Genomic DNA, 25,661 nt, shown 5'->3' with positions numbered 1-25,661 from the left:
CTTCGGCTGATAGGGAGGCCATCTCCTGGTCAGAGGGAGTCACCACCCATGCGTGCCTGACGCTTCCCAGGGCGTTCAGGCAAAGCCCAGCGAGAGCGACCCACAGCTGCTTTCCGATGCAGTCGTCATGTCAGGTCCGACGAGATGCCTACACGAAGTCACGGTCAACCCGGCGGTGCGGTCGTCGCTTCGGCTTGCGCTCCGGCAGCCACAGCACGAGGGCGACGTACGCGGCGCCTGCCAGAGCGGCGACTCCCACCAGCGAACTGATCAGCGGCTTGATCGTGCCGGGCTCCGCGTAGCCGGCGAAGCCTGTGGGGTCGACGACGAGGTCGATCTGTTCGCCGACCGGCTTGGCCGAGTAGGCGGGACTCGGGAAGTACGTGATCTTCCGGGAGCCGCAGTCCAGCTCGTTCCACCAGTACGTCGGCGACGTGCGGGGCGTGTGGGAGTGGTACTCGGTTGCCACACATCCGTTCGCGGGTTCCCCGAACAGCGTGAGCCACAAGGACTTGCTGCCAAACGACGAGATGAACGCGATCGCCGCGACGACGAGGACGACCCATCCCGTGGCAGCGCTCCACGGACGTAGTCGCTTCGTCGCGATCCAGGCGCCCGCAGCGCTCGCCAACACCACGAGGATCGCCCACAGCAATGTCAGGCCTTCTCGCATCCCCAGGAAGGGTGCCGCTATCGCAGAGACGACGGCCACGATCAACAGTGCCGTCCAGCGTCCTCGCTCCGAGCTGCGAGGCCGGTCGTCAGTCGAGGTCACAGGTCGAGATATCCCTGCTGCCGTTCGAACGCCTTCTTCTGTTCTTTCGGGATGCCTTCCGACTGAAGTTCGTCCTGCTTGGACGCTTCCCGGAGGACGTCCGCGCCCAATTTGATCTGATAGCCGCCGTCCATGACGTTCGGCACCGAGTGCGGGGTGACGGAACCGTCAGCCTTTGTGATCGGTTTGAACGGCGTGTAGGCGTCGGAGGCGGTCTCCTGCCACGGCTTGGCGGGGACCCTTTCCCGATAGGGATCTTCGTACTTGTTCTTCCACGTGTTACCCGCGTCGGCGTAGCCGTCCTTGAGCTCTCGCCCGCCTTGCTTGAGCTTGTCGAACGCCTCACCTGCGGTGGGACGCGACTGTCCCCAGTCCTCTAGCCGCTTTCCTGCGTCGCTCACAGCGTCTGCTCGCGGGGTCGAAGGCGCCCGTGGTGCGCTCGGCGCGTCCACGGCTCTGCCGCCGCCCTTGCCGAACCGCGCCAGCCGGGCCAGCACGTCGCCGAGCTTCGAGAAGAGGCCCTTGAGCCTGCTCGCGATCCTGGTGATGACCTTCATCAGCTTGGCGATCTGCTGGGTGATCTTGCCCAGCACGACGGCGCCACGTCCGATCGCCCACGCCGAGAATGCGGCTATCGAGCTGCCCAGTGACACGTAGGAGGATGCGAGCGCGATGATCGCGTTGCGGATGACCTCGTAGATGAACATGGCGACGAGGTCGCGTAGCATTCCGCGCACTGCGGCCGTGATCGTGCCCGCGGAGGCGATCTGCTCGCCGACCGATGCGCACGCCTTGCTGACGGCGTTGATCTCCGCCGCGAGCTCGCTCTGGCTTGATCGGAAGCGTTCGGCAGCCGCCTCCTGCCATGAGCCGACCTGGCTCTGCACAGCCTTGTTCTGCTCGTCCGCGACCTGCGCGATCGCAACCGAGACCTTGTTCCACGTGCCGACCGCGTCCTTGATCTTGTCGCCGTTGCCCGCGAGCCAGTCCAGCGGTTCACGAAGGAAGCTGAGGTGCTCGATGAGCCAGCCGATGCCCGCGGTCGAGAGAGCTCCGACCGGATCCATGAACACGCCGAGCAGGTCGAGGCTCAGTGCTGCCGCGTTGAGGCCGACCTCGGTGACGTCGCCCTCGCCGAGGCGTTTCATGGAGTCAGCCGTCTGGAAGAACGATTCGACGACCCCGGCGCCGGCGAAGTTGTCAGGTCCGATTGCGTTGCCGTTGGAGTCCCAGCCGGTCCAGGTGTTCATCGCTGACCTCCGAAGCGGCCGCGGTTGGCGTCCTCGTGCTGCTCGTAGAACCTCGCGGTGGTCTGGGTGTTCTCCGCGGCTTCCCCGACACCCCTGGCGAGCCTGCGAATCGACTCGACGGTCTTGGTCGCGGCGTCCTCCGCGTCGAAGGCGAAGAACTGCAACAGCACACCGAACGTGTCGCCGCCGAGGTTCACCGCTGACGCCTTGTCCGCCGCCGCCTCCAACGACTGCTGCCGGGAGAACTGATCTTTGGCGAACTTGTGCAGCTCCGCTGGGTCGACCTCAAAGCCGCTCATCGGAGAACGCTCCCGAAGCCGTCCTCGTCGTCGTTCGACGGCCGCGGAGGCCGTGGCGGTGGCGCGGGCTGTTGCGCTGGGCCGTTCCAGGAGACCTCGCGCATGACCTGGTCTTCGTCCTGAGGCGGTGGCGGCTCTTCTTCTTCCTGCTGCGGGATGAAGCTGCGCAGGAAATCCATCGCCTCGGTGCCGCCGAACTCGGGCTCCACAATGGACGCGACCTGTTCGGCTGACTGGATCTGGGCCTTCTGCACGGTTTGCATCACGAGCTGGCTCAGTTGGACGTGGGTGAGGCGCATCGCGGTTGGTGAGAACTCGATGTGCTGCAGGGCGCCGTTGGGCGCCACGCGCACGGTCACAGCCTCGTTGGGGGCGGTGACCGTGCTGGTGGCGTGCTGGATCTGCTCCCGCATCTGCTGGGAGCGTTGCTGGAGCTGCTGTGCTTTGGACTCCAGGTCCGCGATCATCTGTTCCGGGTTCATCGCTCGCTCGTCATCGCCAGCACCTGTCCGAGGTTTCTTGCCAGGCCCATGTTGTCCGCGGGGCTGATGGTGAACCAGCCTTTGCGGGTTTCGACGTTGGCGTAGCGGCCCTGGCTGTTGTCGATCCAGGTGACGGGTGGGAAGTCCCGCTTGGTGCGACCCTGTTCCATCTTCACGAGGAAGTGGCCGTTGCCGATGGCGGGACCGGAGAACATCTGCTTGGCGAGGCGAACTTCTTCGTTCTCGCTCGAGCGCACGGCCTGCCGGAAGCCCTCCTGTTGCTGCGGCTGGCTTTCGAAGGCCTCCGCGGGCACGGTCACCGGCTTGCCGGGTCCCGGCCTGCCCGGCGGCATGGCGTTGGCCAGGCTGGTCGCGATCTCGTTGGGCTGCACCAGGTTCAGGGTGACGGTGGTGTCGTCCTGCGTCACCAGCACCGCGTAGCCGCCGCGTGCCACGACGCTGGCGCGGACCAGCTTGTCCTGTTTCATGTCGGGGATGCACAGGGCGACGACGCGGAGCTCGGGGCGTGCCAACAGGTTCAGCGCGTCCTCGAGGTCCGGTTCCGGCCTGCCGCGCCGCGCGAGGTTGCGGCGTTCGAGGTCCGCGTGGACGGCGGCCTTGATGCGGGCGCGCTCGTCGAGCGTTTCGCCGTGCTGGTTGATGTCGAACGGGTACGGCATGCTCCCCGCCCGCAGGTCCTCCCAGAGGACCTCGAACGCGGGCAGGGAGAGCTGCGCGAGCTGCCTCATCCGCCGATCACCGGCGGCGCGACCATGCGATCGTCGTCGAAGAACTCGTCAGTCGGGACGAGGTAGTTCGACTTGTGTTCCTTGTCTTCCTCGCCGCCCTTGCCGGCACCAGCGCCGGCTCCGGCACCCATGCCACCAGCGCCCGCGGCACCAGCACGGCCTGCTCCCGCACCGGCACCTGCCGCGCCCGCGCCGCCTGGGCCCATGACGCCTGCGTTGCCGCCGGGGTTGGACGGGCCGAAGCTGCCCATGCCGCGACCCGCGCCCATGCCACCCACACCGCCGGCGCCCATGCCACGACCGCCGCCTGCGCCACCGCCACCTGGGCCTCCGGGGCGCATGCCGGGGCCGCCACCGGGTGGCCTGCCCTGACCGCCACCGCCAGGCGGAATGCGGCCGGGCGGGAACCCGCCTGGGCCTCCTGGCGGGAAGCCCGGACGGTTCTGGTTGCCGCCGGGCTTGTTCGGGTCGTAGCCGCCGGGGAGGTTCGGGTCCTTCACCTGGGGTGCGACCCAGGACGGGGTCGTGTTGTTGCCGGTGTTGGGCGGCGGGATGCTCGGCATGCCGGTGTTGGCCGGGGGCCGGTACTGGCCGACGTTGTTCAGGCTGCTCGTGCTGGTGGTGCTGCTGGTCTGGGTGACGCCCTGGTCCTTGGTGACCTCGGGCGTGGCGTCCATGACCGGCATCGACTGCGCCGCGGCCATCATCGTGGTGTCACGCTGCTGCATGACCTGCACGGCGTACTGCTTGGCCTCGTTCTTCTCGTTGTACGTGCTGTACGCGTCGTAGGCGCTGGTGACCGAGGCGACCGGGTTGATCGGCCCGCCTTTGAGAGCCCATTCGCCGGCCATCTTCAACGGGCTGAACTCGACCGGCTCAGGCATGCTCCGGTTCGCCTGCACCGCGGCGTCGCGCTGGGTGGCGATCGCCTGGGCCGTTGCGTGGAACGCGTGTCCGGTGTCGTCCGAGAACTTGCCGACCTTGCTGAGCGCCTGCCGAACCCCCTCGGCAGCCGCCCCGCTCCACCCTGCTTGCGAGTCGTTCATGATCTTGTTGAAGTCGGCGGCCAGCTCACGGAACTTGGTACCGAACTTCGCCCACGCTTCGACCACTTCGGTCGCCACGTTGGGGTCGTAGTTCTGGACGGTTAGGTCCTTCATACGCTCGTGCTCTTGAGCCGGGTAGTTCTCGGTCGATGGCTGGACGTTGGGCCTGACGGGCGCCATGAGATTTCCCCCCTCGGGCGTTGTTACGGCAGCTTCGCGGCGACCAGCGTGGCCGTCTTGGTGGCACGTTCACACGATGCGGCCATGTCCTCACGACCACCACCCAGGGTCGAGACGATCGACACCGACGAGCCCTCTGTCACTGAGAGGACGATGCTGCACGTGTCAGAGCTACCGTCCTGTCCCTCGACCTTGGTGGCGGTGAACTTGCCTACCTTGATCTCGGACTTCTTGTTGCCGTCGAGAGTCAGGTCCTTGACGCCCCTGTCCGCACGGACACCGACGGCGACCGAGCCGTCGCCGCTGATAGTCCAGGTGCAGGCGTCGGCGGAACCAAGCTTGTTGGGGTCACCAGCAGAGGTGATGCCTAGTTCCTTAGTCTCGGCTTCGGTCATCAGCTCACAAGGCTTGATCGAACCGAGGCTGGATGCGGTTCCTGAGCTCGGCGTCGTGGCAGTCGGATCCGGTTTGGCTTCACCCGTGGTACCCGTGCAGCCCGCAGAGAGGGCTGCGAGTCCGACCACTGCGGCGATCAAGGTGCGTTTCATGACTTCCCGTGGAGGTTCTTGAGTGAGTCGGAGTGAGCTTGGTCCACATTGCGGTACGAGTCGCGGCTCTTCTCGAGCTGCGTCCGGAGAGACGCGATCTCGCGTTGGACGTCTTGGAGCTGTTTGGTCGCTTCGCGGCCGAAGTCCTTGTTGATCTGGCTCATCGCGACGGCGTAGCCGCCACCTAGTTTGGTGTCCTGGGTCAGGAGACCGGAATTCGTGCGAAGGTTGCCGACGGCGTCGTGGATTTCGAGCAGCTTCTTAAGCATGCTGTCCACCACCGCCGGGTCGACAGCGAACGTTCCGGACCCTGCGGCCGCAGCTATGGCCTTGTTGGCTGCCGCGATGTCCGCGGCGCCGGTGCTGAGCACGGCCTGCACGCGGTTGTTCGGCAGCATGCTTCGTCCGACCTTGCCGAACGATGTTCCTTCCTCAGACACAGAAGCTCGACCCTCCCCGATTGCGCTCTGTGGTCGGCCCATGACCTTACAGTGGTGCGCCCGTTCGGGGGATGCGTTGAACTACTTAACCCTGTTTGGGGTAAAACATTGACCTGGTCAGGAAGGCTTTGAACGCGCTAAGTGAGAACGTAAGCGCAGGTCCTGAGGGGTGCTTGGAGTCGCGGACACCCACGTGGGTGGTGGTCAACGCCACCTCTACGCAGTTCTCCGTGGTGCCGCTTAAGCTGCTCTTACGCCAGTCCACCCTGTTCCCATCGACGCGCCAGCTCGGTGATCACCTCTAGTGATTCTCCTGCAGGCAACGCGCGGCGGACCAGCAGCCGAATGGCTCTCTCGTAGGCCTCGATCTCCTCAGGCTCTTCGAGGAACAGGCTGGACGTGAGGTTTCCCAGAAAGACGACCTTGTGTCCGGTCCTCCGTCTGAGTAGCAAGAACGCTCCGTCCACACCGGCGTGCGCGCCAGAGTTGGGGAGCACTCGCAAGGAGACGTTCGCGAGCGCCGCCATCTTCGCGAGGTGGTTGAGCTGGCGGTGCATCACCGTCGGACTGCCGATCAACCGGGTCAGCACCTGTTCGTCGACAAGGGCGAGCAAGCGTGACGCCTTCGGTTCCAGCAGGATTGAGTGGCGCTGCGCGCGGGCTCTCACCCGATACTCGATTTCGTCGGCAGGCACCAACTCGCTGTCGCGCATCAGGGCTTCGGTGTAGTCCGGGAGTTGGAGGAGGCCTGGCACGTTCGTGCACTCGAAGTTCACGATGAGGTCGGCCTTCTTCTCCAGATTGACGAGAGTGCCGACACGTTCATTGAACGTCGGCTTGCGTTGCCACCAGCCTCGGCGGTCGACCTCGTGGGCGAGCGTCAGCAGTTCGGTGCGGAGCGGGCCAACGCAACCGTAGATGGCGAGCAGGGCGGCTACGTCGTCCGTGGAGCCTTCGCGGAGGCCGTTTTCGAGGCGGCTCATCTTGGTGGCGGAGGCATCGATCAGTTCGCCGGCGCGTTCCAGCGACAGACCCGCGGCCTCACGGAGGCGGCGTAGTTCGTCTCCTAGTTCCTCGGCGCGGACGGTGAGGTTCATGTGGTGCATGGTGCCGGGTCGTTCTGGGGCAAAAGGGGAGTTGCGCCCGAGGCAAACCCGATCGGGTCAGCGGAACACGCCTGCCGACACGATTGCTTGAGCGGCGGGCATGAGTTCGGCCTGGCGTTGGAGGGCTGGAGGCGCGGTCGTGAGGGCGCCGCCGTCCAGGGACACGTTCACGTTGTCCACCAAGAAGTTCAGCACCCAGTCGATTCGGGTGTCGGTCAGGCACGTCTGTCCTGTGCCGACGGAAGGTGACACGGTGACCGGAGGTCCGAACGGGTGGCGGTCGGCGGGATCGCAGAGGTAGGAGTTCAGGTCCACAGCGGCCTGCGTCTTGTCCCACCACGTGATCTTGAGGTCGAGTTCGCGGTATTCGGCCTTGTTCGTGGTGCCTCCCGGGACGATGTTGTGGCGCGAGCACAAACTGGCGCCCTGCAAGGCGGATTCCGGGTGGCGCTCCATCGGGGTCAACGACGCCTTGGGGTGGAACTGCGTCTGCACCGCGGCGGCTGAACGGGAAGGGAAGGACGCTAGGAACACCTCGGTGCTCACGACCTCGCACGGGTGCTTCACCTTGTCGAGCAACGAGGTGTAGACGTGGCGCATTGGAGCGGTCGGCCCGTGTGACAACGCGGTCTTGGCGATCGTTTCGAGGCGAGTCGCGAACGTTTGTGCGTCGAGAGAGCCGTACGGTCCCGGTTTGTCGGTCTGCAGGGTCACCACAACGAGCAGGCCGGGCTTCCACAGTCGGATCTCGACCGAGTCGTCGAGCTCGACGTGCGCGATCGAAAGACCGTCCTCTGTGCGTGTCGGCGCCCCGGCCCGCTCTGGTCGCCCCATCTGGAAGTCGAGATCTTTCGGCGAGATGTACGGGGTTTGGTAGACCGACACGAGAAGCGCGTTGCCGTTGGACAGGCCGTAGGAGCATCCACTCACGAAGTCGCCCGGCTGCTCGAAGGCGGCTTCCGGTGGCACGTCGCCGTCCAAGTAGTCGTGCATCACGACTCGGTCGTGGTTCAGCGTCACGCCCAGCCGGGTCAGGCTGTCGATGGTGACCAACGCGCAGGCGTCGTAGATCGGGGTGCCGCCGAACGAAGGTGCGCTGCCCTCACCGGGAACCTGGCGCAGCAGCACCTCCGAGTCCGAGGCGGGGAAGAACGGTGACGGGTCTGGGCGCGAGCCGTGCGTGTCCGGGCGCATCAGCAGAAGCACGCCGGACACGCACACGACCAGTCCCAACGACGTGAACACGTGGAACCAACGCATCAGTCGTCCTCGGCGGCGAGGGCTTGGCCTAGTGAGCGGGCGAACTCGCCCACCTTCTCCAGACCGGTACCGGGCCAGGCGACGGAGAGTTCGATGATCTCCTCGCCCAGCTTGACGAGATCGGGTTCTGGCATGGGAGGCCTCCAAGAAGGGTCAGCCCACACGGCGGAAGTGACCGGCACTGATGTGCACGACCAGCCGTTCCAGGAGGTCCATCGGCATGGTGTCGGTCGACCACGCGTTGAGGCACAACCGGCAGATGGCGTCGAGCCGGTCAGGTGGCTCGAACGTGCCGAACACGGCGGTCACGGGATGTGGGCAAAGCACGACCTCAAGGAAGCCAGCACCGACGGCGAACGGGAAGATGTTGCCCTACCGGCAAAACCGATCGGGCTACTGACAGTGAACGGCCAGGGTCTGGCCTGGCAGAACTTCTAGTTGATCTTTATGAAGGGCTCTTTCGTCGACCTGAGGTGGACGAATGATCCCTTTCATGTACCGGCGATACCTCGTGGAAGCGATTCCATGAAGATCAACACCAGGCGGACGCTCACCAGCTGGTCGCGGCGCGCTGAGACGTCCGGCTTCCCATCGGTGTCGCCGTCGCCGACGGTGACGTTCACGTTGGACACCTGGAACTTGAGCAGCCAGTCGGTGTCGTAGTCCGCGAGGCACGACTTGCGGGTGCCGACGGGCGGGGTGATTGGCACGGGATCGGCATGCCGCGACTTGTAGCTCGGGGCGCAGTTGACGTAGTTGCTGCGGTCTGCTGCCTTTTCGGCGGTCCACACCGAGAGGTCCACCTGCAGGGAGCGGTGGTCGGGGTTGAGGGTGCCGCGCGGGACGATGTTGTTGCGCGTGCAGGAGAGCTGGGCTTCGCGGGACTTGCCGAAGCCTCGCTGTGAGTCCGGGATCGGGGCGTCCAGCCTGTAGCTGCCGTCCACCATGGACGGTGCGCCGGGAGCGGACGGGAAGGCTGCGCGGTAGGCCTCGACGCTCGCCGCCGCACAGGGGTCCTTCACCTTGTCGAACGGGGCGAGGTAGGTGTGCCGGATCGGTGCGGTCGGTGGGGAGGAGAGGCCGGACCGCACGAGGGATTCCAGGCGCGGCATGAAGGAGGCCGGGTCCAGGGTGCCGTCGGAGTCCTCGGAGCGCAGGGAGATGTCGACGACCAGTTCGGGGCGCCAGATCACGAGATGCTGCGACTCGTACTCGTCGTCGTGCCAAGCAACCGAGGACATGCCTGCCTCGGCGACGACGGCAGCGTTCTGGCGGGTTGCGCGTTCCTGCATGCGGGTTAGTTCGTCAGACGAGTTGAACGGGGTTTGGTGCACGCGGACGTGGAGCGAGTCCTCGCTGGAGAGCATGTAGAAGCAGTTGCTGATGGGGTCGGGGGTATCTGCGGTGATGGCTGCGGAGACCGGTACGTCGGCGTCCAGGTGTTCGTGGGCGACGAAGTAGTCGCGGGACAACGAGACGTCCAGGCGCGACAGGCCGTCGATGGTGACCAGCGAGCACGCGTCGTAGACGGGCGTCGTGCCGTAGCGCAGAGCAGGGCCGGAGCCCGGTTCCTGGCGCAGCACGATTTCGTCCGGATCGCCCTGCGGTGCGGAGTTCTGCTGCGATTTCAGGAGGCTGTAGGCGAAGATGCCGCCGGCCGCGACGATCAGGAGCAGGAGCATTGCGCCGCCCACGGCCAAGCCGACGATGAGGCCGGTCGAACTGGATCTTGGTGGCGCGGCCGGCGTCCACGGGTTTTGCTGTTCCACGATTTCAACCCCCCAGGTTGCGCACAAAAATACCTGGCGGCGAACCACGACGCTGCGTGATTAAGCAGGCCTTGCGTCACCCGGTCGGGATGGCTGACTAGGCTCACCGAGGTGAGCACGGTCTACGACTGCAGCGAACCGAGCAACCGCGCCGCCGGACTTGCGGCCGCCGCTGGTGCGGTGCGGAGCGGGCGCCTTGTCGTCCTGCCCACCGACACCGTTTACGGGATCGGCTGCGACGCGTTCGACGCCGAAGCGGTGCGGAGTCTTCTCGACGCCAAGGGGCGCGGGCCCGACATGCCCGTGCCGGTGCTGGTCGGGTCCTGGACGACGATCGACGGGCTGGTCCTCAGCGTGCCCAGGCAGGCGCGGGCGCTCATCGAGGCGTTCTGGCCCGGCGGGCTGAGCATCGTGCTGCCCCACGCGCCGAGTCTGGCGTGGGATCTCGGGCAGACGCGCGGCACGGTGATGCTGCGGATGCCGTTGCACCCCGTTGCGCTGGAACTCCTCAGGGACGTCGGGCCGATGGCCGTGTCCAGCGCGAACAAGACGGGGCACGCGCCGGCTGCCAGTGCGCAGGAGGCGCGCGACCAGCTCGGCGACTCGGTGCCCGTCTACCTCGACGGTGGGCTGAGCGGCGAGAACATCGCCTCGACGATCGTCGACCTCACCGGGCCGGACGCGTTGATCCTCCGCGAGGGCGCGGTCACCAAGGAAGAGGTCAACGAGGTGCTCGGCGTCGAGGTCGAAGTCGCGCGCTAGAGCCCGGCTGACAGAATTGATCATGTCGCCGCGGGGGTACCGTGGCGAGCACCCCCGAAATCCCCCGATTGATTGGTAGGCCCGTGGGGCCCGCATACTCGTTCGTTCTTCCCGTGCGCGAGTACCTGCTCGTCGCGTTGATTGCTGCCGTTGTGACGTTCCTGCTCGTTGGTCTGGTGCGCTTGATGGCGTTCCGGATCGGGGCGGTCGCGTACCCGCGGCAGCGGGACGTGCACGTGCAGCCGATGCCGCGCATGGGTGGAGTCGCCATTTACGGCGGCGTGCTGTGCGGCATGTTCGTGGCGCACCAGTTGCCGGTGCTGCGGGCGGCGTTCGACTTCTCCAACGACCCGTGGGGCGTCATCGTCGCGGGCGGCGTCATCGTGCTCGTGGGTGCGATCGACGACCGGTTCGAGCTCGACTCGCTCACCAAGCTCGCCGGTCAGGTCACCGCGGCGGGCATCCTCGTGCTGTTCGGTTTGCAGTGGATGATCGCGTGGGTGCCGTGGGACGGCGGCGCGACGATCTCGCTCGACCAGAACCAGGGCGCGCTGCTGACCGTGCTGCTCGCGGTCACCATGATCAACGCGATGAACTTCGTGGACGGCCTCGACGGGCTCGCCGCCGGCATCGGCCTCATCGCCGCCGCGGCCACGTGTGCGTTCTCGATCGGGCTGCTCGTCGAACGGCAGGGCGCGGTCGAGGCCTACCCGCCCGCGCTGATCGCCGCCGCGCTCGCCGGCGCGTGCCTGGGCTTCCTGCCGCACAACTTCAACCCCGCGCGCATCTTCATGGGCGACTCGGGCTCGATGCTCATCGGCCTGATGCTCGCCGCCGCCACGACCAGCGCGTCGGGCAAGATCAACCAGGCCACCGGCAGCGCGGCCGACCTGCTCGGTCTGCTGTCGCCGCTGATCGTCGTCGCCGCGGTGCTGTTCGTGCCGCTGCTCGACCTGCTGATGGCGATCATCCGCCGCACGCGCCGCGGGGAGAGCCCGTTCTCGCCCGACAAGATGCACCTGCACCACCGATTGCTGGAGATCGGTCACTCCCAGCGGCGGGCAGTGCTGCTCATCTATTTGTGGGCGGGCGTGCTTGCGTTTGGAGCCGTAGCTCTCACGTTGTTCGATCCGGTCATCGTGGCGACGTGCTTCGTCATCGGGTTGATCGTGGCGTTCGTCGTCTCCGCCATTCCGCGGCTGCGTGAGGCTCGCAAGTCCTGACCGATTCACCGAGGGGCTGCGTGCGGGCCCTCAAATGCGGGTTCCTACACTTCGGGACATGAGCGACGCGGACGAGGTTGTCACGCACGAGCTGGTGATCCAGCGGCTCGCCGGGGAAATGTTCCGCGCGGCCGTGTGGGCCGCGCTCGGGACGTTTGCCGTTGGCGTGGTTGTGTCAACTGTGATCTGGGGGACGGAAGGTCTCTACGGATCACTCATCGGCGGTGTCATCGCCATTGCTTCGAGCCTCGCCACGCTGTTGTTGATGCGCAAGACCGCAGCGCTCGACCCCATGTTCGTGATGGTCGCCGCACTCGGCGGATTCATGGGCAAGCTGATCGTGCTGCTGCTTGCGGTGATCTTGCTGCGCGGGCAGGACTGGCTCGAGCCCAAGGCGCTCGGAATCACCCTGGTGGCGACTGTCCTCGTGACGTCGTTCCTGGAGGCCAGAGCGTCCAAGCGCAGCCGTAGCCAGATGGTGGTCCCCGCCTCCGAAGGCACCTGAGACCTGCTGATATGGTCCGCGCTGACCAGGGACACCCGATCGCAGGGGTGCCTCTCGTAGTCGCTTGCGAACCGTAAGGTACGTTAAGTCCAGATCGTGACGATTCCCCCGGCGGAGTGAACGCCGGCCGGGAGAACCGGAAGGAACACAGTGACCAAGTTGCTGGCTTCGGGGGACGAGTTCGTCGCTCCCGGTGTGAAGGACTTCTTCCTCCCCGAGATCGCGTTCGGGGTCACGAAGCCGATGGTCCTGCTGGTGCTGTCGGTCGTGATCATTGCCGTCTTCTTCCTCACCGCGAGCAGCCGTCTGAAGCTGATCCCCGGGAAGTTCCAGTTCGCTGCCGAGTCGGTTTACGACTTCGGGCGCAACAGCATCGCCAGGGAGCAGATCGGCGCGAAGGACTTCAAGCCGTTCATCCCGCTGATTCTCACGATCTTCACCTTCGTCCTGGTGAACAACCTGTTCGGGCTCATCCCGCTCATCCAGTTCCCGACGATGTCGCACATCGGCTTCCCGCTCGCCGTTTCGTTGCTGGTTGTTTACCCGGTGTACCACTTCGTCGGGTTCAAGCGGCACGGCTTCGTGGGTTACTTGAAGCACCAGACGATTCCGCCGGGCGCGCCGTGGTTCGTGCTCCCGCTGCTGATCCCGATCGAGTTCTTCCAGAAGTTCATCCTGAACCCGATCACGCTGGCGATCCGAGTTTTCGCCGCCATGTTCGCTGGGCACCTGCTCCTGCTGGTGTTCACCCTGGCTGGTGAGTTCCTGCTGCTGAACGGCGGCATCACCGTCATCGTGGCGCCGGTGTCCTTCGCCTTCGCCATCGCGCTGACCTTCCTGGAGGCGCTGATCATGTGCCTGCAGGCCTACATCTTCGCGCTGCTGTCTGCCAGCTACATCGGCATGGCGCTGGCAGAAGAGCACTGAGAAACACAAAGCCTCCGATCCGCGAACACTCGCGGACCGAGTTGGAAAGGGAACAGCAACAGTGAGCGCTATCCAGCTTGCCCAGGACGCCGTCAACCTCAACCAGGGCCTCGCGGCCATCGGTTACGGCCTCGCGGCCATCGGCCCGGGCATCGGCGTGGGTCTGATCTTCTCCTCGGTCATCAGCGGCACCGCCCGTCAGCCCGAGGCTCGCGGCGTGCTGCTGAGCCTCGCGTGGACCACCTTCGCCATCGTCGAGGTCCTCGCGCTGATCGGCTTCGTCGTGTACTTCATCGCGACTGCCTGACCGAATTCCGATCGCGTTAGGAGAACCCGTGATGAACGCCCTCATCCTGGCTGCAGAAGGGCCGGTCAACCCGGTCATCCCGCACCCGGCGGAGATCATCCTCGGCCTCGTCGCGTTCCTGCTCCTCTTCTTCGTCATCAAGAAGTTCGTGTCGCCGAGGTTCGAGGCGCTGTACGCGGAGCGGACCGCCAAGATCGAGGGTGGCATCGAGAAGGCGGAGCAGGCTCAGGCCGAAGCTCAGCGCACTCTTGAGCAGTACAAGGAGCAGCTGGCCGAGGCTCGTGCCGAGGCCGCGCGCATCCGCGACGACGCGCGGGCCGAAGGCCTGCAGATCATCGAGGAGCTGCGTGAGCAGGCGCAGGCCGAGTCCGCGCGCATCGTCGCGCAGGGCCAGCACCAGCTGGACGCTCAGCGCGCCCAGATCGTCGCCGAGCTGCGTGCCGACCTCGGCCGCACCGCCGTCGAGCTGGCGAGCAAGGTCGTGGGCGAGTCCCTCGAGGACGAGGCCCGCCGCCGTGGCACCGTCGACCGCTTCCTCAACGAGCTGGACGCCGTCGCGGCGCCGGCGAGCAAGTAGAGGCAGCCGATGACGTTGCATGCCGCAAGTCGTGAAGCTCTGGCAGCCGCGGAACTGCGGCTGCTGGAGCTGGCCGACGCCACCACGTCGACGAACGACCTCGCCAAGCTGGGCGAGGAGCTCTTCGCCGTGCTGAGCCTGCTGATCGAGCAGCCGGCGCTGCGCCGTGCGGTTGCCGACGCCTCGTCGGACCCCGCGGGTCGTGAGCAGTTCGTCCGCGGCCTGTTCGCGGGCAAGGTCGGCGACGCGACGCTGCAGGTGCTGGTCGCTGTCGTGACCTCGCGCTGGTCCAGCCCGCGTGAGCTCGTCGACGGCGTCGAGTCGCTCGCCCGCACCACGCTGCTGGTGCGTGCCGAGCGCGACGGTCAGCTCGACTCGGTGGAGGACGAGCTGTTCCGGCTCGGCCGCATCGTGGCGGGTTCGAACGAGCTCGAGCTCCTGCTGGCGGATCCCGCCGGTGCCGTCGACGGCAAGGTCGCGCTGGTCGACACCCTCATCGAGGGGAAGGTCAGCCCGGTCACCAAGACGCTGGTGGACCAGCTGGTCCGCCACCCCCGGGGTGTTCGCGTCGCGAACGGTCTCGGCGAGCTCGCCGACCTGGCGGCCAAGCGCCGTCAGCGTTCCGTCGCGCACGTCCGGTCCGCGGTGGCGCTGACCGCGGAACAGGTCGACCGCCTGACCGCGACGCTGACCACGATCTACTCGCGCCCGATCGCGCTGCACGTCGAGGTCGACCCGGCCCTGGCCGGCGGTCTCACGATCAAGATCGGCGACGAGATCATCGACGGAAGCATCGCCGGCCGGTTGGCGGCACTGCGCCGCAATCTCGCCAGCTAGCCCCCGAGCCCTTTCCCAAGAACGAAGAAGTGAGAGCAGGAACGACATGGCGGAGCTGACGATCTCGTCGGACGAGATCCGCAGTGCGATCGAGAAGTACGTCTCGAGCTACTCCCCGGAGGTCTCCCGGGAAGAGGTCGGTACCGTCTCCGAGACCTACGACGGCATCGCCATCGTCGAGGGCCTTCCGGGCACGATGACCAACGAGCTGCTCGAGTTCCCCGGTGGCGTCCTCGGCGTCGCCCTGAACCTCGAGGTCCGCGAGATCGGTGCGGTCATCCTCGGTGACTTCGACAAGATCGAAGAGGGCCAGGAGGTCCGCCGGACGGGCAAGGTCCTGTCCGTGCCGGTCGGCGACGGCTTCCTCGGTCGCGTCGTCAACCCGCTGGGTGACCCGATCGACGGTCTCGGTGACATCGTCGCGGACGACAACCGCGCCCTGGAGCTGCAGGCGGCTTCCGTGCTGCAGCGTCAGCCGGTGTCCGAGCCGATGCAGACCGGCATCAAGGCCATCGACGCGATGACCCCGATCGGTCGCGGTCAGCGTCAGCTGATCATCGGTGACCGCAAGACCGGCAAGACCGCGGTCTGCATCGACACGATCATCAACCAGAAGAAGGCCTGGGAGTCGGGCGACCCCAAGCAGCAGGTCCGCTGCGTCTACGTCGCCATCGGCCAGAAGGGCTCCACCATCGCGGGCGTCAAGACCGCGCTGGAGGAGGCGGGCGCGCTCGAGTACACGACGATCGTCGCTGCCCCCGCTTCTGACTCGGCCGGCTTCAAGTGGCTGGCGCCGTACACCGGCTCCGCCATCGGCCAGCACTGGATGTACCAGGGCAAGCACGTCCTGATCATCTTCGACGACCTGACCAAGCAGGCCGAGGCGTACCGCGCGATCTCGCTGCTGCTGCGCCGCCCGCCGGGCCGCGAGGCCTACCCCGGCGACGTCTTCTACTTGCACTCGCGTCTCCTCGAGCGTTGCGCGAAGCTGTCGGACGAGCTCGGTGGCGGTTCGATGACGGGTCTCCCGATCATCGAGACCAAGGCGAACGACGTGTCGGCGTACATCCCGACCAACGTCATCTCGATCACCGACGGTCAGTGCTTCCTCGAGTCCGACCTGTTCAACGCCGGTGTCCGCCCGGCTGTCAACGTGGGTATCTCCGTCTCCCGCGTCGGTGGTGCCGCGCAGATCAAGGCGATGAAGTCGGTCGCGGGCTCGCTGCGTCTCGACCTGTCGCAGTTCCGCGAGCTGGAGGCCTTCTCCGCGTTCGCGTCCGACCTCGACGCCGCGTCGCGCGCCCAGCTGGACCGCGGTGCCCGTCTGGTCGAGCTGCTCAAGCAGGGCCAGTACTCCCCGGTCCCGGTCGAGGAGCAGGTCGTCGAGATCTACACCGCGACCAAGGGCCACCTGGACGACGTCCCCGTCGGCGACATCCGCCGGTTCGTGGCGGACTTCAAGGACTCGCTGCGCCGCAACCACGCCGACCTGCTCGCCGGCATCGTCGAGACGAAGCAGTTCGGTGACGACGCCCAGCGACGCGTGGTCGACGCGGTGAACGAGTTCAAGAAGCAGTTCACCGCTTCGGACGGTTCCACGATCGTCAACGAGGCCCCCGCGAAGGCACTCGACGCGGACAAGGTCGCGCAGGAGTCGGTGAAGGTCCACAAGCCCGAGCCCACCAAGAAGTGATCTGAGCCATGGGCGCACAGATTCGGGAGCTCCGCCAGCGGATCCGAACGGTCAACTCGACCAAGAAGATCACGAAGGCCTACGAGCTCATCGCCACGTCTCGCCTTGCCAAGGCGCAGACCAGGGTCGCGGCCTCGCGCCCTTACGCGGACGAGATCACTAACGTGCTCTCCGCGTTGGCCGAGGCCTCGGCGAACCTCGACCACCCGCTGCTGACGGAACGCGAGAACCCGAAGCGCGCCGCCATCCTCGTCGTGACCAGCGACAAGGGCATGTGCGGTGGTTACAACGCCAACGTGCTCAAGGCCGCCGAGCAGCTGATCACGCTGCTCAAGTCCGAGGGCAAGGAGCCGGTGCTGTACGTGACCGGCCGCAAGGCGATCGGGTACTACGCGTTCCGCCGCCGCGAGGTCACCGCCTCGTGGAGCGGGTTCTCCCAGACCCCGCACTACGTCAACGCCGTTGAGGCGGGCGACGCGCTGGTGCAGGCGTTCCTGGAGGGCACGGAGGACGGTGCGCAGGGCGTGGACGAGATCCACGTCGTGTACACCGAGTTCAAGTCCATGCTGACCCAGACGCCGACCGCCAGGCGGATCGCGCCGATGGAGGTCGAGTACACCGGCGAGACCCCCAAGGGGCCGCGCGCGGTGTACGACTTCGAGCCCAGCGCGGAAGCGTTGCTCGGCGCGATGCTGCCCAAGTACGTGAAGACCCGGCTGTTCTCCGCCATGCTGGAGGCAGCGGCGTCGGAGTCGGCGGCGCGCCGGACGGCCATGAAGGCCGCGACGGACAACGCGACGGAGCTCGTCCGCAACCTCAGCCGTGCGGCGAACTCGGCCCGCCAGGCCCAGATCACCCAGGAGATCAGCGAGATCGTCGGTGGCGCTGCCGCGCTTACCGGTGGCGCAGGAAGTGATGAGTGACATGAGTGCTACTGCCACCACCACCCGCACCGGCCGTGTGGTCCGGGTGATCGGTGCGGTCGTCGACGTGGAGTTCCCGCGCGACGCCGTGCCGGAGCTGTTCAACGCCCTGAACGTGGAGATCACGTTCGAGGCCGTCGCCAAGACGCTGACCCTCGAGGTCGCGCAGCACCTCGGCGACAACCTCGTCCGCACCATCTCGATGCAGCCGACCGACGGTCTCGTCCGCGGTGCGACCGTGTCCGACACCGGCAAGGCCATCTCGGTGCCCGTCGGTGACATCGTCAAGGGCCACGTGTTCAACGCCCTCGGCGACTGCCTCGACCAGCCCGGCCTCGGCCGCGACGGCGAGCAGTGGGGCATCCACCGCAAGGCTCCGTCGTTCGACCAGCTCGAGGGCAAGACCGAGATCCTCGAGACCGGCGTCAAGGTCATCGACCTGCTCACCCCGTACGTCAAGGGCGGCAAGATCGGTCTGTTCGGCGGCGCGGGTGTCGGCAAGACCGTGCTCATCCAGGAGATGATCACGCGTATTGCCCGTGAGTTCTCCGGTACGTCGGTGTTCGCCGGCGTCGGCGAGCGCACCCGTGAGGGCACCGACCTCCTCCTGGAGATGGAGGAGATGGAGGTCCTTCAGGACACCGCCCTCGTCTTCGGACAGATGGACGAGCCGCCCGGCACGCGTATGCGCGTCGCGCTGTCCGCTCTCACGATGGCGGAGTACTTCCGCGACGTGCAGGGCCAGGACGTGCTGCTCTTCATCGACAACATCTTCCGCTTCACCCAGGCCGGTTCCGAGGTGTCGACCCTGCTGGGCCGCATGCCTTCCGCCGTGGGTTACCAGCCGACGCTGGCCGACGAGATGGGTGAGCTCCAGGAGCGCATCACCTCGACGCGCGGTAAGTCGATCACCTCGCTGCAGGCGATTTACGTCCCTGCTGACGACTACACCGACCCCGCCCCGGCGACCACCTTCGCCCACCTGGACGCGACGACGGAGCTTTCCCGTCCGATCTCCCAGAAGGGCATCTACCCGGCCGTCGACCCGCTGTCGTCGTCGTCTCGAATCCTCGAGCCGTCGATCGTCGGCGAGGAGCACTACCGGGTTGCGCAGGAGGTGAAGCGGATCCTGCAGAAGTACAAGGAGCTGCAGGACATCATCGCCATCCTCGGTATGGACGAGCTCTCCGAGGAGGACAAGGTCCTCGTCGGTCGCGCCCGTCGTCTCGAGCGGTTCCTGGGCCAGAACTTCTTCGTCGCGGAGAAGTTCACCGGTCAGAAGGGGTCGTTCGTGCCGATCAAGGAGACGGTCGAGGCGTTCGACCGGGTCTGCAAGGGCGAGTTCGACCACTACCCGGAGCAGGCGTTCTTCTCCTGTGGCGGGTTGGACGACGTCGAGGCCAACGCCAAGAAGCTGGCCGGTAACTGAGCTAGGTTCTGCTGGCTTTCTGAAGGGCCGTTCCTCCTTTGTGGAGGGGCGGCCCTTCGGGCATTTCCGGGTCCGCCAGGACTGTGCTGGGGTGCGGTGCGCCTCGAACCCAAAGTCGAGCCCCAATCGCCGTCGTGCGTGGTTGCGTTGGCACGACACGTCACCATCACCGCTGCCCATGCGGGCAGCAGGCCTTTCGAGCTCGGCTTCGCTTCGCCACTGGCGGAAGCGGCTCGCCTGCGGCTTTGCACCTGTCGGATGTGTAGCCAGGTTTCCGTTCAGTGGAAACCGCACTCCCCGTCGGCCTGGCCTTCGCCGCACGATGCACGGCATCCACCAGGGCCTCGACGAGGAGGATGCGCGTGAACAAATGGGTGCTGCCGCTGTGTTGGACTGCCGTGTTGTTGGACGGCTTCGACCTCGTCGTGCTCGGCACGGTGATTCCTGTGCTGTTGCAGGAGAAGTTGCTCACCACGGCGAGTGCCAGCGCGGTGTCCACGGCTGGGCTGGTCGGGATGATGCTCGGCGCGCTGATCATCGGGACCATCACCGACGTCATCGGTCGGCGCAAGGTGATGATCTACGCGGTGGCCGGGTTCTCGTTGTTCACGTTGGCCTGTGCGTTCGCGCAGGACGCCACGCAGTTCGGGATTCTGCGTTTCCTGGCCGGGTTGGGGCTCGGTGGGTGTTTGCCCACGGCTATCGCGTTGGTCAACGAGGCGCGGCCTCAGCAGGGTGGGCGGGCCACCACGCTCATCATGACCGGGTATCACGTGGGGGCGGTCATCACGGCGTTGCTCGGGATCGTGTTGATCCCGCAGCTCGGGTGGCGGGCGTTGTTCGTGGTGGGGGCGTTGCCGGTGTTGGTGTTGATTCCGTTGATGGTCAAGCACCTGCCGGAGACGGTGGCGCGCAAGGCGCCTGCGTTGGAGGCGGTTGGGTCGCTGTTCAAGCCCGGGTTGCGCAAGGCGACGGTGGCGTTCTGGGCGGCTTCGTTCATGGGGCTGTTGCTCGTGTACGGGTTGAACACGTGGCTGCCGCAGATCATGCGCAGTGCCGGGTATGAGCTCGGGACCGCGCTCGCGCTCCTCCTGACGCTCAACATCGGTGCGGTGGTCGGGCTTTTGGTCGCGGGCACGGTTGCTGACCGGATCGGGGTCAGGCCGGCGGCGGTCGGGTGGTTTGCCGGGGCCGTGGTGTTCTTGGCGTTGCTGTCCATCAAGTTGCCTGGTGTGGGCGTTTACGTGGCGGTGTTGTTGGCCGGGTTCTTCGTGTTCAGTGCGCAGGTGCTCGTTTACGCCTACGCGGGGCGGGTTTACGAGGAGAACAGGGCCACGGGCATCGGGTGGGCTGCTGGTGTTGGGCGGTTGGGTGCTATCAGCGGGCCGTTGCTCGGTGGGGCGTTGTTGACGGCTGGGCTGGCTCATCCGTGGGGTTTCTACGCGTTTGCCCTGGTGGCGGCGTTGGGGGCGGTGGCGATCTCCGCTGTTGGGCTGAGGGCGAAATCGGTCGTGACGCACGTGGGGTGATGGCACAGTCGGGGGCATGTCCCGACATGCGCCTTACGACGATCCGGGCACGCCTGACGTTCGGGCGCCCTGGCGGTACCTGTGGTGGCTGGTGCGCATGCAGCCGTGGCGGGTGCTTGCCGGGGCGTTCTGGGGATCGTTGTGGATGTGCGGGCTCGTTGTGCCGCCGTATCTCATTGCTCAGGCCATTGAGGACGGTTTGCGGGGCGGGGATCGCCGGGCGCTGGTGTGGTGGTGCGTGGCGTTGGTTGTCGTGACCGTGTTGTTGGCGCTCATCGGGACGGCGCGGCACCGCACGATGACGTTTGTGCGCGTGGATGCCGCGCTGCGTACGGCGCAGGTTGTCGTGCGGCATGTGACCGGGCTTGGTGGCGTGGTCAGGCGGAAGTTGTCCACCGGAGAGCTGACGTACCTGCAGAACGGGGACACGACGCGCCTTGCGCATGCGTTGACCAGTACTGGGCCTGGGGTGGGGGCTGTGGTCGCGTATGCGGTGACCGCGGTGTTGCTCGTGCGGATCTCGTCGCTGGTTGCGGTGGTCGTGTTGTTGGGTGTGCCGGTGTTGGCTGTGGTCACCGGGCCGGTGTTGCGTCGGCTGCACGCGGTGGAGGCGGATTACCGGGACAGCCAGGGGGAGTTGACGTCGCGGGCCGGGGACATCGTTGGCGGGCTGCGGGTGTTGTCGGGGATCGGCGGTAAGCCCGCGTTCGAAGAGCGCTTCAAGGGGATGTCCGGTGAGGTCCTCGAGGACGGGTACCGGGTGTCGGCGTGGTTGAGCTGGGTGCAGGCGCTGACGTGGGGGTTGCCGGCGCTGTTTCTCGCGGTGGTCACGTGGATCGTGGCGCGGATGGCGGTGAGCGGGGAGATCACGATCGCCGAGATGCTCGCGGTCTACCTGTACGTCACGACGTTGATCGTGCCGGTCAGCTTCTTCATGGAGGGCGCGGATTCCATCCCGCGGGCGCTGGTGTCGGCGCGGCGGATGATCGACGTGCTCGCGTTGCGGAGGGAAGAGCCGTCGAACGTCGAGACGCTCGACGTGAAGCCCGGCAAGTTGACGGTGGTGGTTCCGGCGAACGCGTCGGTGGCGCGTGAGGCTGTCGAAGGGCTGCCTGGAGTGGTGGCGGACAACGACGACTACCTGTTCCGCGGCACCGTGAGGGAGGCGGTGTCGGTGGGTGAGCACGACGAGGCCGAGCTGGAGCAGGCAATTCACGCGGCTGCGGCGGTGGATGTCGTGGAGGCGTTGCCGGACGGGCTCGACTCGGAGCTGGAAGCGCAGGGGCGCAACGTTTCCGGCGGGCAGCGGCAGCGACTCAGGCTCGTCAGGGCGTTGGTGGGGGAGCCGGAAGTGCTGGTGCTGGTGGAGCCGACGTCGGCGCTCGACGCGGTGACCGAGGCGGCGGTGGTGCGGCGGGTCAAGGAGGCGCGGTGCGGGCGAACGACGGTGGTCGTGTCGTCGTCGCCGTTGTGGGTGGGGCGGGCTGATCAGGTGATCCACCTGTGAACCGGTTGCCGATCGCGGACCGCGGCGAGGTGCGTCGAGCTGCCGTGCGGTTGATGCGCGGCGAACGGCGTGCGCTCGCGCTGGTGCTCGCACTTACTGCGCTGACGGCGTTGTCTGCGCTTGTGGGGCCCTATTTGCTCGGCAAGATCGTGGGCGGGGTAGATCGCGGCACACTCACCTTGTCCACTGTGGACCAGCTGGCGTTCGGTGTGCTCGTTGCGGCCGTCGCGCACTTGTTGTTGGTGCGGTACAGCACGTTGCAGACGACTCGGCTGGGCGAGCGGTTTCTGGCCTCGTTGCGGGAAGAGGCCGTGACGCGCTCGCTGTCGTTGCCCGCACGGGTGGTGGACCGGCTGAGCACCGGCGACCTGCTCACGCGGGTGTCGAGCGACATCGGCACGGTCGGTCAGACGTTGCGGGACGGTGTGCCGGAGGTGCTCGCGGGGTTGGTGCACCTCGTGATCGTGTTCGTGGCGATGTTCCTGCTGGATCCGGTGCTCGGCCTGGTGTCCTTGACCGGCGTGCCGTTCGTCGTGTGGGTGACGCGGTGGTACCTGGCCCGTGCCCGCGACGCCTATCTTGCGGAGACAGCTGCCAGCGGTGACGTCGCGGAGATCACCGCGGCGGTCGGCGAGGGCAGCCGGACGATCGAGACGTACGGGTTGCGGGATCGGATGGTGGCGGCTGCCGAGGCCACCATCGCGCACTCCTACCGGACGCGGTTGCGGACGTTGTGGCTGCGGAACATCTTCTTCCCGGTCGCCAGCGTTGCGAACACCGTGCCGACCGCGCTGGTGCTCTTGGTCGGTGGACTCGTCTACGCGGGCAACGGCGTGGAGATCGAGGTCGTCGTCACCGGCGCGCTCTACGTGTGGCTGCTCGCCGAACCGATGGAGCGGATCCAGATGTGGATCGAGTTCCTGCAGCGCGGCGCGGCCTCCTTCGCGCGGGTGGAGGGGATCGGGGCGCACATCGAACCCGCACCGGTCGTGGCTGAACCCGCCGATGACCGCATCGAGGTGCGCGGGGTCCGTTACTCCTATGTGGACGGACATGAGGTCCTGCACGGAGTTGATCTCGTGGTGCAGCCCGGCGAACGGCTCGCGATCGTGGGCGTGTCCGGTGCCGGCAAGTCGACGCTGGGCAGGTTGATCGCGGGGGTGGACCGGCCGTCGGCGGGTTCGGTGCTGGTCGGCGGGGTACCGGTCGCGGATCTCGCGGCGGCCGGCGAGCAACGGATTGTGCTTGTCACGCAGGAACATCACGTGTTCATCGGCACGGTCAGGGAGAACCTGGCGTTGGCGGCACCGGACGCCGACGACGGGCGGCTCGTCGAAGCGCTGCGGACCGTGGACGCCCGCTGGTTCGACGAGCTGGAGGACGGGCTGGACACCCTGCTGGGCGCCGGTGGACTGCAGCTGGATCCCGCGCAGGCACAACAACTGGCGCTCGCACGGGTCGAGGTCGCCGATCCGCACACGTTGGTGCTGGACGAGGCGACGTCGTCACTGGACCCGGCCACCGCCAGGCACGCCGAGCGCGCGATCGCGGCCGTGCGGGAGAGACGCACGGTGATCGCGATCGCGCACCGGCTGCAGACCGCGCGTGACGCCGACCGGATCGCCGTCGTCGACGCGGGTCGCGTCGTGGAGTTGGGGTCCCACGACGATCTGGTGGCCAGAGACGGCACGTACGCGACGCTCTGGCGCTCCTGGCACGGCAGCTAGAGCGGCACGACCGAGGTGACGTTCCCGGACCGCACCAAGCTCACCTCGGTCGTCCCAGGCGGTGCCAGCCAGGCGTCCCGCTGCTCCTCCGGCCCGACCAGCGCGCCCCGTTCGGCCAGGATCGTGCCCTGCCCGTCCGGCAGCGCGACCCGCACCGGCAACGGCGCGCCCTTGACCGCGGTGCCGCCGAGCAGGACCCGGTCGAACGTGCCGTCCGCCTGGTAGAGACCGCCGATCAGCTCACCGCTCATCTCGAGGACCACCGCGAACCGGCCGTCGGGGAGCCAGGCCCGGACCTCCCACAGCGGGTAGCTGGCGTACGCGCTGTCGTAGTCCAGGTAGCCGCGCCGCACCAGGTCGTCGGACATCAACTTGTCCTGGCTGGACGCCGGCCTGCTGGGCTCCTGCCGCTTCGAGGCCCACATCACGTCCTTCCAGCCGAGCCCTGGACGTGGCTCCACCGGCGTCGCTTCGCGGATCTCCTGCAACGGCACGAGCCGCTGCCGCGTGAAGTCCTGCGCGGCGGGGGCTTCGTTCGTGCGCACGAACACGGCCTTCTGCTCCGGCTTGACGTTCACCACGGCCACGCCCCCGTTGAACTCGGCCTCCCGCCACTCGCGCGAGTACCGCTGGTCCGGTCCGCGCACCGGGTTCACCGACCAGAAGACCCGTTGCCCGAGGCCCATCACCACATAAGTCAGGTTGGCGGTGCCAAGGCGGTAGATGCTTCGTTCGTTGTCGAGGCCCTGGTACGCCACCGACTGATCGACGACGACACCGTCGTGCACCATGCCCACCAGCGTCTGCGGGTCCGGCGTGCCGCGCACGCGCACCGACTGCGCGATCAACGAGGCCGGCCCGTTCGGTGTGTTGGCCGCCCAGAACACGTGGGCGTCGGTTGAGACTTCCGTCACGATGCCGCTGACCAGGCTCCGCGAGCTCCCCCACGTGGCCAGCGATCGCCGGACGTACTCGGCGTCGCCCGCGAGATCGCCGCTCGTGGCCGCGGTGAGCCGCGGGTCGGCGGCGGTCAGCGGTTCGCGTTCGGGTTCGGGGGAGCGGGTCAGCACCACCCCGGTCGTCACGCCCGCGACCAGTGCGATCGCCGCCGTCACCGCCAGCAGCTTGCGCGTGTGCCGTCGTCGTGCCCCGGCCATGACGTCCCCCACGAATCCCGGCCGCACGTCCAGATCTGCCGTCGCGGCCTCCATTGCTTCTTTCAGTTCCACGTCAACACCTGCTCACCGATCAGCTCCCTCATGCGGGCGAGGCCGCGCGAGGTCTGGCTCTTCACCGTGCCGATGCCGCACCCGAGCGTGCGGGCCGTCTCGGCCTCACTCAGGTCGTCGAAGAACCTCAGCACCAGAACGGCGCGCATCTTCTTCGGCAGTTCCGCCAGTGCACGCACCACGCTGTCCGCGTCGACCACCTGCTGTTCGTGTCCGCGAGACGTAGGCACCGCCCCCAGGTCCAACGGTGCCTCCGGCCTGCGAGCACGTCGTCGCCAGCGGTTCGCGGCCGCGTTGGCCAGCGCGGTGCGTGCGTAGGCCTCCGGAGAGGTCTTGATACGGCGCCACTTGCCGTACATGCCCATCAGGACGTCCTGCAGAATGTCCTCAGCGGCACCTTTGTCCCCGCCGCACAGCAGGTAGGCGGTGCGCAGCAGAGCCTGCGAGCGCAACGCCACGAAGTCCTCGAAGTCCTGCATGTCCCCCCTCCGGCGGTTGTCGAACGTACTGACACCGGGCGGGGCGGCAAGGTTGTCAGGCGACCGTTTAGACTTCAGTTCGACTCCAGACGACGAGGGAGAT

The 25,661-nt window shown here is 66.9% G+C and carries 29 protein-coding genes; 13 read left to right on the top strand and 16 right to left on the bottom strand.

Features of this window, described 5'->3' with window-relative positions; all coding sequences use genetic code 11:
* Window positions 1-148 precede the first annotated feature (148 nt).
* The 14 genes from LFM09_RS03295 to LFM09_RS03230 all read right to left on the bottom strand — a co-directional run bounded on the left by LFM09_RS03295 (window position 149) and on the right by LFM09_RS03230 (window position 9,904).
* Window positions 149-673: a hypothetical protein gene (locus LFM09_RS03295; RefSeq protein WP_414094732.1), complete on the bottom strand. Its 525-nt coding sequence runs from the start codon at window positions 671-673 to the stop codon at window positions 149-151.
* Window positions 674-771: 98 nt separating this feature from the next.
* The gene (locus LFM09_RS03290; RefSeq protein ID WP_414094731.1) at window positions 772-2,025 is read right to left on the bottom strand and encodes a hypothetical protein; all 1,254 of its coding nucleotides are present in this window, start codon (window positions 2,023-2,025) and stop codon (window positions 772-774) included.
* Window positions 2,022-2,324, bottom strand: a complete 303-nt coding sequence (locus LFM09_RS03285) for a type VII secretion target (protein WP_414094730.1) — start codon at window positions 2,322-2,324, stop codon at window positions 2,022-2,024. The genes LFM09_RS03290 and LFM09_RS03285 overlap by 4 nt, the downstream gene beginning before the upstream one ends.
* Window positions 2,321-2,806: a YbaB/EbfC family nucleoid-associated protein gene (locus LFM09_RS03280; RefSeq protein WP_414094729.1), complete on the bottom strand. Its 486-nt coding sequence runs from the start codon at window positions 2,804-2,806 to the stop codon at window positions 2,321-2,323. The genes LFM09_RS03285 and LFM09_RS03280 overlap by 4 nt, the downstream gene beginning before the upstream one ends.
* Window positions 2,803-3,555 (bottom strand): ESX secretion-associated protein EspG, encoded by a 753-nt coding sequence (locus LFM09_RS03275; RefSeq protein ID WP_414094728.1) that lies wholly within the window; start codon window positions 3,553-3,555, stop codon window positions 2,803-2,805. The genes LFM09_RS03280 and LFM09_RS03275 overlap by 4 nt, the downstream gene beginning before the upstream one ends.
* Entirely contained in the window at window positions 3,552-4,715 is a 1,164-nt protein-coding gene (locus LFM09_RS03270; protein WP_414094727.1) for a hypothetical protein, read from the bottom strand. The genes LFM09_RS03275 and LFM09_RS03270 overlap by 4 nt, the downstream gene beginning before the upstream one ends.
* Window positions 4,716-4,804: 89 nt before the next feature.
* Entirely contained in the window at window positions 4,805-5,329 is a 525-nt protein-coding gene (locus tag LFM09_RS03265; protein ID WP_414094726.1) for a DUF3558 domain-containing protein, read from the bottom strand.
* A complete protein-coding gene (locus tag LFM09_RS03260; RefSeq protein WP_414094725.1) occupies window positions 5,326-5,769 on the bottom strand; it encodes a hypothetical protein in 444 nt (147 codons plus the stop codon). The genes LFM09_RS03265 and LFM09_RS03260 overlap by 4 nt, the downstream gene beginning before the upstream one ends.
* An 85-nt stretch (window positions 5,770-5,854) precedes the next feature.
* On the bottom strand, window positions 5,855-5,983 hold the full coding sequence (locus LFM09_RS03255; RefSeq protein ID WP_414095148.1) for a DUF397 domain-containing protein: 129 nt from the start codon (window positions 5,981-5,983) through the stop codon (window positions 5,855-5,857).
* Window positions 5,984-6,020: 37 nt separating this feature from the next.
* A complete protein-coding gene (locus LFM09_RS03250) occupies window positions 6,021-6,866 on the bottom strand; it encodes a helix-turn-helix domain-containing protein (RefSeq protein ID WP_414094724.1) in 846 nt (281 codons plus the stop codon).
* Window positions 6,867-6,932: 66 nt separating this feature from the next.
* Window positions 6,933-8,135, bottom strand: a complete 1,203-nt coding sequence (locus LFM09_RS03245) for a hypothetical protein (protein WP_414094723.1) — start codon at window positions 8,133-8,135, stop codon at window positions 6,933-6,935.
* Window positions 8,135-8,269, bottom strand: a complete 135-nt coding sequence (locus LFM09_RS03240; protein WP_414094722.1) for a hypothetical protein — start codon at window positions 8,267-8,269, stop codon at window positions 8,135-8,137. Before LFM09_RS03240 ends, LFM09_RS03245 begins: the two co-directional genes overlap by 1 nt.
* Before the next feature lie 19 nt (window positions 8,270-8,288).
* On the bottom strand, window positions 8,289-8,444 hold the full coding sequence (locus LFM09_RS03235; RefSeq protein ID WP_414094721.1) for a hypothetical protein: 156 nt from the start codon (window positions 8,442-8,444) through the stop codon (window positions 8,289-8,291).
* A gap of 182 nt (window positions 8,445-8,626) precedes the next feature.
* Window positions 8,627-9,904: a hypothetical protein gene (locus LFM09_RS03230; protein WP_414094720.1), complete on the bottom strand. Its 1,278-nt coding sequence runs from the start codon at window positions 9,902-9,904 to the stop codon at window positions 8,627-8,629.
* Between the two features lie 111 nt (window positions 9,905-10,015).
* Here LFM09_RS03230 and LFM09_RS03225 point away from each other — a divergent pair, with 111 nt between their 5' ends.
* The 13 genes from LFM09_RS03225 to LFM09_RS03165 all read left to right on the top strand — a co-directional run bounded on the left by LFM09_RS03225 (window position 10,016) and on the right by LFM09_RS03165 (window position 23,850).
* A complete protein-coding gene (locus LFM09_RS03225; protein ID WP_414094719.1) occupies window positions 10,016-10,666 on the top strand; it encodes an L-threonylcarbamoyladenylate synthase in 651 nt (216 codons plus the stop codon).
* Between the two features lie 83 nt (window positions 10,667-10,749).
* The gene (locus LFM09_RS03220) at window positions 10,750-11,889 is read left to right on the top strand and encodes a glycosyltransferase family 4 protein (RefSeq protein WP_414094718.1); all 1,140 of its coding nucleotides are present in this window, start codon (window positions 10,750-10,752) and stop codon (window positions 11,887-11,889) included.
* A 58-nt stretch (window positions 11,890-11,947) separates the two neighbouring features.
* Window positions 11,948-12,394 (top strand): hypothetical protein, encoded by a 447-nt coding sequence (locus tag LFM09_RS03215; RefSeq protein ID WP_414094717.1) that lies wholly within the window; start codon window positions 11,948-11,950, stop codon window positions 12,392-12,394.
* A 150-nt stretch (window positions 12,395-12,544) separates the two neighbouring features.
* On the top strand, window positions 12,545-13,321 hold the full coding sequence (atpB, locus tag LFM09_RS03210; protein ID WP_414094716.1) for a F0F1 ATP synthase subunit A: 777 nt from the start codon (window positions 12,545-12,547) through the stop codon (window positions 13,319-13,321).
* 61 nt (window positions 13,322-13,382) lie between these two features.
* Window positions 13,383-13,628, top strand: a complete 246-nt coding sequence (locus tag LFM09_RS03205) for an ATP F0F1 synthase subunit C (protein WP_086664600.1) — start codon at window positions 13,383-13,385, stop codon at window positions 13,626-13,628.
* A gap of 31 nt (window positions 13,629-13,659) precedes the next feature.
* On the top strand, window positions 13,660-14,205 hold the full coding sequence (locus LFM09_RS03200; protein WP_414094715.1) for a F0F1 ATP synthase subunit B: 546 nt from the start codon (window positions 13,660-13,662) through the stop codon (window positions 14,203-14,205).
* A gap of 9 nt (window positions 14,206-14,214) precedes the next feature.
* Window positions 14,215-15,042 carry a F0F1 ATP synthase subunit delta gene (locus LFM09_RS03195; protein ID WP_414094714.1) on the top strand — a complete coding sequence of 276 codons (828 nt, stop codon included), beginning with the start codon at window positions 14,215-14,217 and terminating at the stop codon, window positions 15,040-15,042.
* 46 nt (window positions 15,043-15,088) lie between these two features.
* Window positions 15,089-16,735 (top strand): F0F1 ATP synthase subunit alpha, encoded by a 1,647-nt coding sequence (gene atpA, locus LFM09_RS03190; RefSeq protein ID WP_414094713.1) that lies wholly within the window; start codon window positions 15,089-15,091, stop codon window positions 16,733-16,735.
* 8 nt (window positions 16,736-16,743) lie between these two features.
* Entirely contained in the window at window positions 16,744-17,658 is a 915-nt protein-coding gene (locus tag LFM09_RS03185; protein WP_414094712.1) for a F0F1 ATP synthase subunit gamma, read from the top strand.
* A complete protein-coding gene (gene atpD / locus LFM09_RS03180; RefSeq protein WP_414094711.1) occupies window positions 17,651-19,087 on the top strand; it encodes a F0F1 ATP synthase subunit beta in 1,437 nt (478 codons plus the stop codon). Before LFM09_RS03185 ends, atpD begins: the two co-directional genes overlap by 8 nt.
* Before the next feature lie 362 nt (window positions 19,088-19,449).
* Window positions 19,450-20,616 (top strand): MFS transporter, encoded by a 1,167-nt coding sequence (locus LFM09_RS03175; RefSeq protein ID WP_414094710.1) that lies wholly within the window; start codon window positions 19,450-19,452, stop codon window positions 20,614-20,616.
* Between the two features lie 16 nt (window positions 20,617-20,632).
* Window positions 20,633-22,123: an ABC transporter transmembrane domain-containing protein gene (locus LFM09_RS03170; protein WP_414094709.1), complete on the top strand. Its 1,491-nt coding sequence runs from the start codon at window positions 20,633-20,635 to the stop codon at window positions 22,121-22,123.
* Window positions 22,120-23,850, top strand: coding sequence for an ABC transporter ATP-binding protein (locus tag LFM09_RS03165; protein WP_414094708.1), 1,731 nt, complete (start codon window positions 22,120-22,122; stop codon window positions 23,848-23,850). The genes LFM09_RS03170 and LFM09_RS03165 overlap by 4 nt, the downstream gene beginning before the upstream one ends.
* Here LFM09_RS03165 and LFM09_RS03160 read toward each other — a convergent pair.
* Window positions 23,847-25,079: a hypothetical protein gene (locus tag LFM09_RS03160; protein ID WP_414094707.1), complete on the bottom strand. Its 1,233-nt coding sequence runs from the start codon at window positions 25,077-25,079 to the stop codon at window positions 23,847-23,849. The two genes, LFM09_RS03165 and LFM09_RS03160, sit on opposite strands and share 4 nt — an antisense overlap.
* The gene (locus LFM09_RS03155; protein ID WP_414094706.1) at window positions 25,070-25,558 is read right to left on the bottom strand and encodes a SigE family RNA polymerase sigma factor; all 489 of its coding nucleotides are present in this window, start codon (window positions 25,556-25,558) and stop codon (window positions 25,070-25,072) included. The genes LFM09_RS03160 and LFM09_RS03155 overlap by 10 nt, the downstream gene beginning before the upstream one ends.
* Window positions 25,559-25,661: the final 103 nt, after the last annotated feature.

The organism is Lentzea alba, assembly GCF_047445655.1.
GTDB lineage: Bacteria > Actinomycetota > Actinomycetes > Mycobacteriales > Pseudonocardiaceae > Lentzea > Lentzea alba_A.
The sequence above is the reverse complement of the archived record's forward strand: the minus strand, read 5'-3'. Positions and strand labels throughout refer to the sequence as shown.

What these genes read in the sequence shown, in the direction of transcription:
- LFM09_RS03295 (WP_414094732.1), bottom strand. Translation starts at nt 673, where the DNA reads ATGCGAGAAGGCCTGACATTGCTGTGGGCGATCCTCGTGGTGTTGGCG.
- atpD (WP_414094711.1), top strand. Translation starts at nt 17,651, where the DNA reads ATGAGTGACATGAGTGCTACTGCCACCACCACCCGCACCGGCCGTGTG.
- atpA (WP_414094713.1), top strand. Translation starts at nt 15,089, where the DNA reads ATGGCGGAGCTGACGATCTCGTCGGACGAGATCCGCAGTGCGATCGAG.
- LFM09_RS03275 (WP_414094728.1), bottom strand. Translation starts at nt 3,555, where the DNA reads ATGAGGCAGCTCGCGCAGCTCTCCCTGCCCGCGTTCGAGGTCCTCTGG.
- LFM09_RS03200 (WP_414094715.1), top strand. Translation starts at nt 13,660, where the DNA reads ATGAACGCCCTCATCCTGGCTGCAGAAGGGCCGGTCAACCCGGTCATC.
- LFM09_RS03285 (WP_414094730.1), bottom strand. Translation starts at nt 2,324, where the DNA reads ATGAGCGGCTTTGAGGTCGACCCAGCGGAGCTGCACAAGTTCGCCAAA.
- LFM09_RS03185 (WP_414094712.1), top strand. Translation starts at nt 16,744, where the DNA reads ATGGGCGCACAGATTCGGGAGCTCCGCCAGCGGATCCGAACGGTCAAC.
- LFM09_RS03270 (WP_414094727.1), bottom strand. Translation starts at nt 4,715, where the DNA reads ATGAAGGACCTAACCGTCCAGAACTACGACCCCAACGTGGCGACCGAA.
- LFM09_RS03265 (WP_414094726.1), bottom strand. Translation starts at nt 5,329, where the DNA reads ATGAAACGCACCTTGATCGCCGCAGTGGTCGGACTCGCAGCCCTCTCT.
- LFM09_RS03170 (WP_414094709.1), top strand. Translation starts at nt 20,633, where the DNA reads ATGTCCCGACATGCGCCTTACGACGATCCGGGCACGCCTGACGTTCGG.
- LFM09_RS03240 (WP_414094722.1), bottom strand. Translation starts at nt 8,269, where the DNA reads ATGCCAGAACCCGATCTCGTCAAGCTGGGCGAGGAGATCATCGAACTC.
- LFM09_RS03245 (WP_414094723.1), bottom strand. Translation starts at nt 8,135, where the DNA reads ATGCGTTGGTTCCACGTGTTCACGTCGTTGGGACTGGTCGTGTGCGTG.
- LFM09_RS03280 (WP_414094729.1), bottom strand. Translation starts at nt 2,806, where the DNA reads ATGAACCCGGAACAGATGATCGCGGACCTGGAGTCCAAAGCACAGCAG.
- LFM09_RS03290 (WP_414094731.1), bottom strand. Translation starts at nt 2,025, where the DNA reads ATGAACACCTGGACCGGCTGGGACTCCAACGGCAACGCAATCGGACCT.
- LFM09_RS03250 (WP_414094724.1), bottom strand. Translation starts at nt 6,866, where the DNA reads ATGAACCTCACCGTCCGCGCCGAGGAACTAGGAGACGAACTACGCCGC.
- LFM09_RS03215 (WP_414094717.1), top strand. Translation starts at nt 11,948, where the DNA reads ATGAGCGACGCGGACGAGGTTGTCACGCACGAGCTGGTGATCCAGCGG.
- LFM09_RS03195 (WP_414094714.1), top strand. Translation starts at nt 14,215, where the DNA reads ATGACGTTGCATGCCGCAAGTCGTGAAGCTCTGGCAGCCGCGGAACTG.
- LFM09_RS03155 (WP_414094706.1), bottom strand. Translation starts at nt 25,558, where the DNA reads ATGCAGGACTTCGAGGACTTCGTGGCGTTGCGCTCGCAGGCTCTGCTG.